Below are 10,679 nucleotides of genomic sequence, written 5' to 3'. Positions count from 1 at the left end.
TTCACGATTGGTCAGAACCGCGCGACCGCGGGGGTGGGGATTCCGATGTCGGCGCGGACACGCGCGGAGGTGGGCTACATGAACCTGTACAACGCCTTCGCCGCGCGGCGGGCCAACGAGATCAACCACACACTGTGGCTCTCCTGGCATTGGACGGGTCGGTGAGCGCCGCGCTGGCCACGCCCGGAGCACCGTACGGCGCCCTTTACGGTCGGACTTAAATACATTTATAATTATATTTCACTTAACAAATATCTTTATGCCACGTTTTCGCAATCAACCGGTGGACGTCGTGATCGACGTACGCTCGAAGGTCGAGTTCTGGCTCGGGCACCTGCCCGGGGCCCATTGTGTGCCGGTCGATACGCTGCCCGCCGGCCTCGATGGCGTGTCCGGCGCGCGAACGGATGCGCGTCTCTTGGTGTATTGCGCGAGCGGCGGCCGTTCGGCCATGGCCCGCCAGATTCTCACCGATGCGGGGTATACGAACGTCGTGGATGGCGGCGGCATCTCCGCGGCACGGGCCGAATTCGCCGAGTAGGCGATTCTCTCCGGCTCCAATGAGAAACGGCCGCCCGGAATGCTCCGGGCGGCCGTTCTGCGTCCTGCGTCCTGCGACCGGCGACCTACTTGTCCGTGTCCAGCATCGCCTTGATCAGGTCGCGACCATCCTGCAGGTGCGCGCGCGTGGCGCGATCGCCGGTGCGACCAATGGCCGCCGCTAGCTCACGATCGAGCGTGCGCATTTCGTCCTTGAGCAGCGGACGGAAATCCCGCGTGTTCACGACGGCGCCACCGAACAACGCGGCGAGCGCCTGATCCTGCGCACTGGGGGCCGCCGGCTTGATCTTGCTGGCCATCGCTTCGAGGTAGAGCGTCTGCAGACGGCGACGGTACGCGTCCACCGGCTGGCCGGCGTAGATCTCCTTCCAGAGTCCACGACGCAGATCGGTGAGCATGTCCCCGAGCGTGTACACCGACGCCTTGTTGGCCGCGGTGGCCTCGAGTTCGACCATGCGCTGCAGGCGGCCGTTGTTCACCAGGCTGGAGAGCACGCGCGCCTGCGCGCCGGCGACCCGGTTGATGTTGCCGTCGGACTCCAGCTTGCGCAGGATCGCCAGATCCGTGAGGTACGTGGGCGTGGAGAAGACCTGCGCGTTGAGGAAGTTCATCGCTTCCTTCTGGCGCGCGCGCGCCACCGGGGTCCACACCGGGCCGCTCTGGCTCACGCGCTTCTCCTGACGATCCACGCCACCGATGATCTTGGTCACGTGGTTGGCTTCGAGCGTCCACTGTCCGATCACGCCGTCGTACGTATCGCGGAGGAGCGAGAAGTCCTTCGTCTTGTCCGCCGTGGAGGCCGGCTCCACGAGCTTCATGATACGGGCGAGGTTCTTGAAGCCCAGCGTGGTGGCGCGGACGGCGTCGGCATCACCGACGGCTTCCGTCTGCTCACCCGGATCGGCCTGCCCGGCGCTCGCATCGTCGGCGAAGCGGTACCAGGGCACCGTGTCCTGCATGCGCGACCACTCGTCGAGCTTCGTCAGCTCGGCTTCGGGCGTGCGCGCCCCGGCGATGGGCATGTAGCCCCACATCGTCGCGTACTTGTCGTACGGGCCCACCTTCGGGATGAGCGTTTCGAGCGGGAGCTTGTCTTCCGGCTGCGCCACGTAGTTGAAACGGGCGTAGTCCATGATGCTGGGCGAGTGCCCCATCTTCGTCACCCACGTGCGGCTGCGGATGGAGTCGACGGGGTACATCGAGCTGCCCTTGAAGTTGTGGCGGAAGCCCAGCGTGTGGCCCACTTCGTGCGCGACCACGAACTGCACGAGGCGGCCCATGAGCGAGTCGGGGAAGGGGAAGCGCTGCGCGCGTGCGTCGAGATGCCCCACCTGCGAGAAGTACCACTCACGCTGCAGGTCGAGGATGTTGTGGTACATCTGCACGTCGGCGTCGAGGATCTCGCCGGTGCGCGGATCGACGAGGCTCGGGCCCTGCGCGTTGGCCGTGGGCGACGGCAGCCAGCGCACCATCGTCACGCTCGCGTCTTCACCGGAGAAGTCCGGATCGTTGGCCGGCGCCTCGCCGGCCACGATGCCCTTCGCGAAACCGGCCGCTTCGAACGCCGCCTGCCACTCCTCGATACCGGCGCGGATGAACGGCTTGAGATACGACGGCGTGGCGGGGTCCACGTAGTACGTGATGGGCTTCTTGGGAACGCAGAGGTTCCCTTCCTTCTTGTCGGAGCACTCGAGGCGCCAGCGCTTGATGTAATCGCGCGACACCACGCGCTGCTCGGGCGAGCCGAAGTCGCGCTTGGGCGAAATGAAGTAGCCCACGCGGCGATCATAGAGGCGCGGCATCATCGGCTCGTCGGGGAGCCGCACGAGCGAGAAGGTGAACGCTTCCGTGGTGGCCGCACCGCTCCCGCCGGTCAGGCCCGGAATGTTGGGGAGTCCCGGAATGCCGCCGCCCGGCGCCGCCGTGTACGTCTGCACCGCGGTCACGTTCACGTTGCGCGCGAAGGCGCTGAACTTGTCGATGAACGAGCGGCTCGCATCGACCGTGGCACGACGGCCACGCGCGGTGAACTCCTGCGTGCCACCGGTGAACATGCGCGTCACTTCCACGACCGCCGCGCTGTCCTTGCCGTAGGCTTCGACATTGAGCGTGGCGATGATCGGGAAGAACGAGATGAGGTTCATGGCCTGGCGCGACTGCTGCATGCTGTCGCTGGCCATGTTGAGGTAGCTCGCCTCGCGCACCAGAATGCGGTTATCGCGACGCTCGAAGCGGATCACGCGCTCGGGGCCGTACAGGCTGCCGTTGATCGCGTCACTCGTGCCGGCGAGCACCGTGGTGACGAGGAAGTCCTTCCCCTGCTGCGTGGCCGGGATCTCGAAGAACAGACGTGATCCCACCTGGTGCACGTCGAACACGCCCTTCTTGCTCTTGGCGCGCGGCGTGATGACCTGTGCGTACGGGCGCGGGTTGGGCTCGCCCTGCTGACCAAGGGCGCCGGCGAGACCGGCGAGATTGGGGAGACCACCGGCGGGCGGCTGACCGGGCTGGCCCGGCGTGGGCTGGCCCGGGGTGGGCAGGCCGTTGGCGGCGGCGCCGGGCGCGGCGTTCGTGGCGGGGCGGTTGGCGGGCGTCGGCGCCGGGGCCGGCTTCTTGGCCGGTTGGCAGGCGGCGATCGCGAGTCCAGCCACCGCAAGCGGCATGGAGCGGAAGCGCATTGGACCTGACGAAAGGAGGGAGGAGAGCCCGCTCGGAACGCGGGACTCCTGAGTCTAGGGGCGGGGTGACGCCGGCGGAACTACTCCACAGGGAACCGGTCAGGCGGCGAGCCGCGGCGGCGACGGCAAAAAAACAGCCGGGGCAGCGGATCCCTCCGCTGCCCCGGCCAAGACATCAGGACCGTCGATCAGTCTTGGGTGTCGAGCATCTTCCGGATCTGATCGCGCGCATCCTCGAGGTGCGCCTTGCTCATGCGATCGGTCGTCTTGGCGATCGCGCTCGCGAGGTCCGCGTCGAGGGCGCGCATTTCCGCTTTCAGAATGGGACGGAAGTCGGCGGTGCCGACCGGCGCCACAGCACCGCGGCCACCCTGGCCGGGGAACGCGGCTGCGGCGGGCGCGGCCGGCGGGTTGATCTTGCTCGCCATCGCCTCGAGGTACACGCGCTGCAAACGGCGACGGAAGGCATCGATGGGCGCCCCGGTGGCGATTTCCTTCCACAGGCCGGCACGGAGATCGGCCAGCATGTCGGCGACGGGATAGACCTCGTTCCTGCTCGTGGCCATCGCTTCCATTTCCAGCATGCGCTGCAAACGGTCGTTGGCCACGATGGCGGCGAGTGAACGCGCCTGTGCGCCGCCCACACGATTCAGGCTGCCGTTCGGCTCGAGCTTGCGCAGGATATCCTGATTGAGCAGCCACGTGGGCGTGGTGTACGCGTTGTCGAGCAGGAACTGGAGCGCCTCCTTCTGGCGCGCCGGCTCCACCGGACGGTACACGGGGCCCTTCTGCCCGACGTACTTCTCCTGCTTGTACTGACCGCCAAGGACGCGCGCCACGTGCCCCATCTCCGTGGCCCACTGGCCCACGGTGCGACCATAGAGCTCTTCGAGGTCGTCGAACGTGGTGCCTTCCTTCCAGGCCGTGGCGCCCTCGAGCAGCGCCATGGTGCGCTTGAGATTCTTCATGCCGAGCGTGGTGGCCTTCACCGCATCGGCATCACCCACGGCTTCCGACTGCTCGCCCGGATCGGCACCGCCCGCCCCGGCATCGCCCGCAAAGCGATACCACGGGATGGTGTCCTGCATGCGCGTCCACTTCTCGAGCGTGGGCTTTTCGTCGTCCGGCGTCTTCGCGTTGGGGATGGGCGTGTAGCCCCACATCACCGCGTACTTGTCGTACGGGCCGACCTTCGGGATGAGATCGTCAAGGTCGATGTTGTCTTCGGGCTGCGCGACGTAGTTGAAACGCGAGTAGTCCATGAGCGTGGGCGTGTGGCCCATCTTCTTCACGAACGCGCGGCTGCGCACCGAGTCCGTGGGGTACATGGAGCTGGCCTTGAAGTTGTGCGGGAAGCCCAGCGTATGCCCCACTTCGTGCGCCGTGACGTATTCCACGAGACGCCCCATGAGCGTGTCGGGGAAGGGCATCTTCTGCGCGCGCTTGTCGAGGTGCCCCACCTGCGTGAAGTACCACGACCGGTTGAGGTTCATCACGTTGAGGTACGTCTGCACGTCGGCGTCGATGATTTCGCCCGTGCGCGGGTCACGCAGCGACGGACCCACCGCGTTCTCGGTGGCGCTGGGGAGCCAGCGCACCATCGCCACCGTGGCGTCTTCACCCGAGAAGTCAGGATCGTTCTTCGGAGGCTCGGCGGCCACGATGCCCTTGTAGAAGCCGGCCGCTTCGAAGGCCACCTGCCAATCTTCGATGCCCTTCCGGATCCACGGCTTGATCCACGCCGGCGTGGCGGGGTCGAGGTAGTACGTGATGGGCTTGATGGGCACGCACAGGTTTCCGACCTTCTTGTCGCTGCACTCGAGACGCCAGCGGCCGATGAAGCGCCGCGTTTCGACGCGCTGCGTGGCGCCGCTGAAATCGCGCTGCTGCACGCCGAAGTAGCCCACGCGCTCGTCGAGCAGACGCGGCTTCATGGGCACGTCGGGGAGCTTGGCGATCGAGAACGTGTACTTCTCGGTCGTCGGCGCCGTGGACGCCGCGGCGCCGGGGAAGCCGCCTCCACCACCGGGCGCACCGCCCTGCGGTGTGAAGCTCTGCACCGCCGTGACGTTCACATTGCGCGAGTACGCCGAGAAGCGTTCGATGTACGAGCGTGCCGCATCGACCTGGGCCCGACGGCCGAGGGCGGTGTATTCGGGCACGCCGCCGGTGAACATGCGCGTGACTTCGACCACGGCCGAGCTGTCGGGGCCGTAGGCTTCGATGTTGAGCGCCGCGAGAATCTTGGTGACGCCAATGAGTTCAGCCGCAAGCCGTTGCGACGCGGCGGTATCGGCGATGATGTCGCGGTAGGCGGCTTCGCGCACGAAGATGCGATTGTCGCGACGCTCGAAGCGCACGAGGTTGTTGCCGCCCTGCGTGCCGCGGATGCCGATTTCGTCGGGGGTGCCGGCGAGCGTGCTCACGATCACGTAGTCCCGGCCCAGTTCCGCGCGCGGGATCTCGAAGAAGAGGCGCGAGCCGATCTGGTGCACCTTGAAGACGCCGCTCTTGGTGACGACGCGCGGCGTGATCACCGTGGCGTACGGCCGCGGCTGCGGATCCGTCTGCGCGCCGGCCGCCGGGCCGCCTTGACCACCGCCGCCCGGTCCCTGGCCCTGTCCGAATGGCGCGCCGCCGGGACGTGGGCCGGCCGGCGTGGGCGCTGCTGCCGGTGCTGCTGCCGGCGCCGGTGTCGGTGCAGGGGTGGGGGCGGGCTTGGCGCACGCGCTGAGGGTAAGCCCGGTCGTGACGGCCAACGTGAGAGAACGATGACGCATGCGGATGGTGTCTCGCTGAGGAGAGCAGAAAGGAGGGAGGGCGCGACGGGACATTCATCGCGGCGTTGAGTTTACGCGCGGACGGGGTGCGGTGCTGGCGTGGGCCGGTCCCGCCGGCTACGCCCGCTTCGGTCGACCGCTCAGTATTGCAGGCGCCGCACCACCAGCCCCTGGCTGGGGACGCGCACTTCGAGGAGCGCCCCGCCTTCCCAGTCCGATTCCACGCGCAAGCCATCCACCACGACGGCGAGCGTTTCTCCTATGGCGCGCACGGTTGCCGACACGGTCTTGGCGGAGGAGGTGAGGAACAGGGGGAGGACCGGACGACGCGCCTGCACGGCATAGAAACCGAGATAGGCGATGTGTGTCATGGAGCGACCGAAGACGGCGATGGCGCTGTCGCGTGCCGGGCGGGTGTCCGAGGTGCGCCGATCGAAATCGCGGGTGACGATGATCATGCTATCGCCCTTCGGCACGTAGTCGACCTGTCGGTACGCCATACTGCCCTGTTCCAGCGGCGGAAAAAACGACAGGCTGAGATCCGATGGCGTGCCACTGCGCAGCAAGTGATCCCACGCGATGCGTCCCTGTTTCGGGACGAGATACACCCCCCGCACCATGGCGGTGTCCGTGTCGATGGCCTCGAAGGCAATGGTGTCGCCGTACTGCACGTACACGAAGACCGGCGCCGCGGGACGCGCGGCCGCGGAGTCGGGCGCGACTTGTGCCTGGAGGGCTAGAGGCCGCGAGAGCAGGAGCGCGCAGAGGGCGAACGTGGCGCGAAGCAGGGAGTGCATGGTTCTATTGAAGCCCGTTCGTGGCTCGTGACGCAAGCGACGGCGTTGGGGAGAATCGGTGAGCGCGGAGAAAAGGGGGAACTGATATTGGGAGAAAAGGAGAAAGGGAGAAAAGGAGACAAACAAATGGAGTATGAAACGACGAAGGCTCGACGTCGATTCGGACACTCCTTTTCTTCCTTTCCCCTTTTCTCCCATTATCAGTTCCCCCCTTTCTCCCCTTCTCCCCGGAGGACTGGCGAGGTCGTCACTTGCCGAGGACTTGCGCCGCCCAGTCCGCCAGCGTGCCCAGTACGTCCTTGCGCACCTTCGTGTTGGTGAGCGCGGCGTATCCGCCCGGCGCGCCCACGCTGTCGGTGAGGAACAGGTGGTTCGTGGCGGGGAAGCGGCGCACCGTCACGGTACGATTGCCGGCGCGGCGGATCGCGGCGCCGAGGGTGTCGGCTTGTTCGGGCGTGACCTGCATGTCGGTGTCGCCGTGCAGCACGAGCACGGGCTGCCGCAGTTGCCGCGCGGTGACGAGGGGATCGGTGATCATGAAGTAGCGCATCCACCGGTTGGCGCGCGCCAGCGAGTCGAGCGCGGCGGGCACGGTGCGGCGTAGCGAATCGCGTTGCGCGTCGGTCACCTTCGCGGCGCGGATGCCATTTTCGTTCTGGTACTCGAGCACCTTGCGGCCGGAGATCGCCGGGCCGGCCATCAGCACCACCGCACGAATGCGTGGGTCCTTCACGGCCACGATGGGCGCGATGAGTCCCCCTTCGCTGTGACCGGCCAGCGCAATGCGACCGCCGTCGATGTCGTTGCGCAGGCGGAGATAGCTGACGACGCTCAACACATCGTCGGCGAAGTCGGCGCTGGTGGCCGTGTCACGCAGGGCGCCGCCGCCACCGCTCTGGCCCACGCCGCGATCATCGTAGCGCAACACGGCGATGCCACGACGGCCAAGCGTGTCGGCGATGTCTCGAAACGGCGCATAGTCCTGTACAATGGGAATGCGTGAGTCGCGATCCTGCGGGCCGCTGCCACTGATGGTGACGAGTACGGGCACCGGGCCGGTCACGCCTGTGGGGCGCGTCAGCGTGCCGGCGAGCGTGTACCCGCGCGGCGTGTCGATGGATACCTGTTCTGCGGTGTACGGCGCATCGGCCGGCGCGTCGTACGACACCGGCTTCGCCATCGCCGGCGGGACGGAACCGGCACTGCGCACGGCGCGCAGATTCTGCGCCGGCACGCGGACTTCACTCGGCACCCCATCGGCCCACACGATGTGCAACGACATCCCGGCGAGGGTCATGGTCGTGGTATCGCCGGCGCGACTGAAGGTGGCGTCGACCAGCTGACCGCCTTGGGCCAACAGGAGCGGCATCGTCGCGCGTCCGGTTTCGCGCGCCAACTGCGCCAGCAACGCACTGTGCAGCAGCGAGTTGTTGATGAGGGTCACCGCGCCCGCCCGCGCCGGAATCACCTGCGGACGCATGGCGCCGCGGGCGCCGATCTCGATCGCCATGGAGTCGCCACGCGGCACGAAGCTCGCCACCTGCAGCGGGGCGCTACCCGCCGGACTTCCCGCGGCATACGCCTCGAGCGTGAGCCGCAGCGGCGTGCGCACTTGCTCCCACTCGACGCGGGGTTGTCCGCGGTAGGACAGCACGCCCTTCACGATACCATCGCCCGGCGTGATGACTTCGGTGGCGAGGGTATCGGCGCCACGCAGGTAGAGGAATGTCACGGGCGTCGACTGCGCTTCGGCGGTGTGCGCCACGGCGGCATGCGCGGTGACGCAGGCGAGAGCACACCGCACCATCCACTGCATCATGATTGCTCCAGGGAAACGTCGGGGTCAGTGGTGGGGGAGGTCGTCGTGCCCTTCGGCGCGCGCCCCGCATCGCGGAGCGCCCGCCGGAGGAGAAACTCGATCTGCCCGTTGAGACTGCGCAGGTCGTCGTTGGCCCAGCGCTGCACGGCATCGAGCACGTCGCGATCGACGCGCAACAGGAACGACTTGCGTTCAGCCATGAGGACGTCCGGTCATTGCGACGACGGGCACGCGGGCGATCAGGTGTAGAGCGAACCGGTGTTCACCACCGGCTGCGTGGACCGTTCGCTGCAGAGCACCACGAGCAGGTTGCTCACCATCGCGGCCTTGCGTTCGCCGTCGAGGTCCACGATGTCGCGTTCCTTGAGCGAGGCCAGGGCGAGCTCCACCATCCCCACGGCGCCCTCCACGATGGTCTGCCGCGCCGCCACGATGGCGCTCGCCTGCTGGCGCTGCAGCATGGCCGCCGCGATTTCCGGGGAATAGGCCAGGTGACTGATCCGCGCCTCGATCACCTCCACGCCGGCCTTGGCGAGACGGTCGACGAGGGCGAGGGCGAGCCCCCTGTTCACCTCTTCCTGGTGCGTGCTGAGCGCCACTTCGTTGCTGCCGTGCGCGTCGTAGGGGTGCTGCGAGGCGAGGGCGCGCAGCGCCGATTCGCTCTGCACGGCGACGTACTGCACGTAGTCGTTCACTTCGAACAGCGCCTCGGCCGTATCGGTGACCCGCCACACGACGATGGCACCGATCTCCACCGGATTGGAGTAGGCGTCGTTCACCTTGAGCTTGTTCGTCTCGAAGTTGCGTACGCGGAGCGACACACTGGTCTTCTGCATGAACGGGTTCACCCACCAGAGGCCCGGCTCGCGCACGGTGCCCTTGTAGGTGCCGAACAGCGTCAGCGCCTTCCCCTCGTTGGGCTCCACGGTGAAGAGGCCGGGGAGCAGAAGCCCGGTGACGATGGAGACGAGAATGGAGGGAATGGCGAGGCCGAAGTCGTCGCCGCGGGCGCCGACGTAGAACCCGTAGAACCCGCCCAGCACACCCAGGGTGAGCAGGGCGGCGATCAGGATGCCGCTGGCCGGCTTGGTATCGATTTCGCGAAGCATGGTGGTTGGGAGGTGAAGGGTGGTATTGAAGTGATATCACTTCAATAGCGCGTGCGGGAGGGGTTGGGGGGCGGTTTCAGCGGCGGTACCCAGCTCCGTGGATGCCATCCCGCAGGGTGTTTGCCTGCGACTGACGGCACACCCGTTCAGGGTGGAGGGTCGTGGGTTCAGGGTTCAGGGTGGGTGTAACACGCACACACGACCCTCGACGCACGACCCTCGACCCTGAACGGGCGTGCGGTCAGTCGCCCACCGCAGAGCATCGTTGCCCGGCGGGGGACAGGAGGCGGGGGTGAGGGGTTGGGAGTGCGAAAGCCTCAACCCTCCCCGTCCTCCGCCCGTACCCAGTGCAGCTCCCTATTGCGGCCAGCGTCACCGCTCGCGATAGTCGCCGCTCGGTTCCGTCACATCCCTTTCGGAGGTCCCGCTGTGATGCGTTTCTCCCCGCGCCTCGTTCTGCTCGCCGGCGCGATGACTCCCCTTGCCTCGATCGGTGCGCAGGCGGCCAAGCCCGCCGCCGCCCGCCCGGTGGTTCGCGCTGCCGCACCGGCGCCGATGGCCGCAGGGTTCGATACTGCCGCAATGGCGGCGCTAAAATGGCGCGAAATCGGGCCGTATCGTGGTGGCCGTTCCGTGGCCGTCGCCGGCTCCGCCGCGCGCCCCAAGGAATACTGGATGGGCACCACCGGTAGCGGCGTCTTCAAGACCACCGATGGCGGTGAGTCGTGGACGCCCATGACCGACAAGTATTTCGGCGGGACGATCGGCGCGGTGGCGGTGGCGCCGAGCAATCCGGACGTGGTGTATGTGGGCGGCGGCGAGTTCGCCATCCGCGGCAACGTCTCCCACGGCGACGGCATGTGGAAGACCACCGACGGCGGCAAGACGTGGGCGAACATCGGGCTCAACGACACGCGCCAGATCTCCAAGGTGCG

Annotated in this window: 8 protein-coding genes; 2 read left to right on the top strand and 6 right to left on the bottom strand. The window is 67.2% G+C overall.

Features of this window, described 5'->3' with window-relative positions; all coding sequences use genetic code 11:
- Positions 1-292 precede the first annotated feature (292 nt).
- Complete coding sequence (locus ACIQ6O_RS07735; protein WP_396207203.1) at positions 293-541, top strand: rhodanese-like domain-containing protein; 249 nt, start codon at positions 293-295, stop codon at positions 539-541.
- Positions 542-626: 85 nt separating this feature from the next.
- Here ACIQ6O_RS07735 and ACIQ6O_RS07730 read toward each other — a convergent pair whose 3' ends face one another.
- The 6 genes from ACIQ6O_RS07730 to ACIQ6O_RS07705 form a co-directional block, all read right to left on the bottom strand.
- Positions 627-3,239 carry a zinc-dependent metalloprotease gene (locus ACIQ6O_RS07730; protein WP_396207202.1) on the bottom strand — a complete coding sequence of 871 codons (2,613 nt, stop codon included), beginning with the start codon at positions 3,237-3,239 and terminating at the stop codon, positions 627-629.
- 188 nt (positions 3,240-3,427) lie between these two features.
- Positions 3,428-6,019, bottom strand: a complete 2,592-nt coding sequence (locus ACIQ6O_RS07725) for a zinc-dependent metalloprotease (protein WP_396207201.1) — start codon at positions 6,017-6,019, stop codon at positions 3,428-3,430.
- Positions 6,020-6,159: 140 nt separating this feature from the next.
- Positions 6,160-6,816, bottom strand: coding sequence for a hypothetical protein (locus ACIQ6O_RS07720; protein WP_396207200.1), 657 nt, complete (start codon positions 6,814-6,816; stop codon positions 6,160-6,162).
- A gap of 247 nt (positions 6,817-7,063) precedes the next feature.
- Positions 7,064-8,635, bottom strand: coding sequence for an alpha/beta hydrolase family protein (locus ACIQ6O_RS07715; RefSeq protein WP_396207199.1), 1,572 nt, complete (start codon positions 8,633-8,635; stop codon positions 7,064-7,066).
- Positions 8,632-8,835, bottom strand: a complete 204-nt coding sequence (locus ACIQ6O_RS07710; RefSeq protein ID WP_396207198.1) for a hypothetical protein — start codon at positions 8,833-8,835, stop codon at positions 8,632-8,634. Before ACIQ6O_RS07710 ends, ACIQ6O_RS07715 begins: the two co-directional genes overlap by 4 nt.
- 39 nt (positions 8,836-8,874) lie before the next feature.
- Entirely contained in the window at positions 8,875-9,744 is an 870-nt protein-coding gene (locus ACIQ6O_RS07705; protein ID WP_396207197.1) for an SPFH domain-containing protein, read from the bottom strand.
- A gap of 432 nt (positions 9,745-10,176) precedes the next feature.
- On the opposite strand from ACIQ6O_RS07705, the gene ACIQ6O_RS07700 reads away from it, so the two are divergent.
- A partial coding sequence (locus ACIQ6O_RS07700; RefSeq protein ID WP_396207196.1) for a WD40/YVTN/BNR-like repeat-containing protein occupies positions 10,177-10,679 on the top strand: 503 nt, incomplete at its 3' end.

Source organism: Gemmatimonas sp., assembly GCF_044345575.1.
In the GTDB taxonomy this organism is placed as follows: Bacteria; Gemmatimonadota; Gemmatimonadetes; order Gemmatimonadales; family Gemmatimonadaceae; genus Gemmatimonas.
This window is presented reverse-complemented; position numbering and strand designations above follow the sequence as displayed.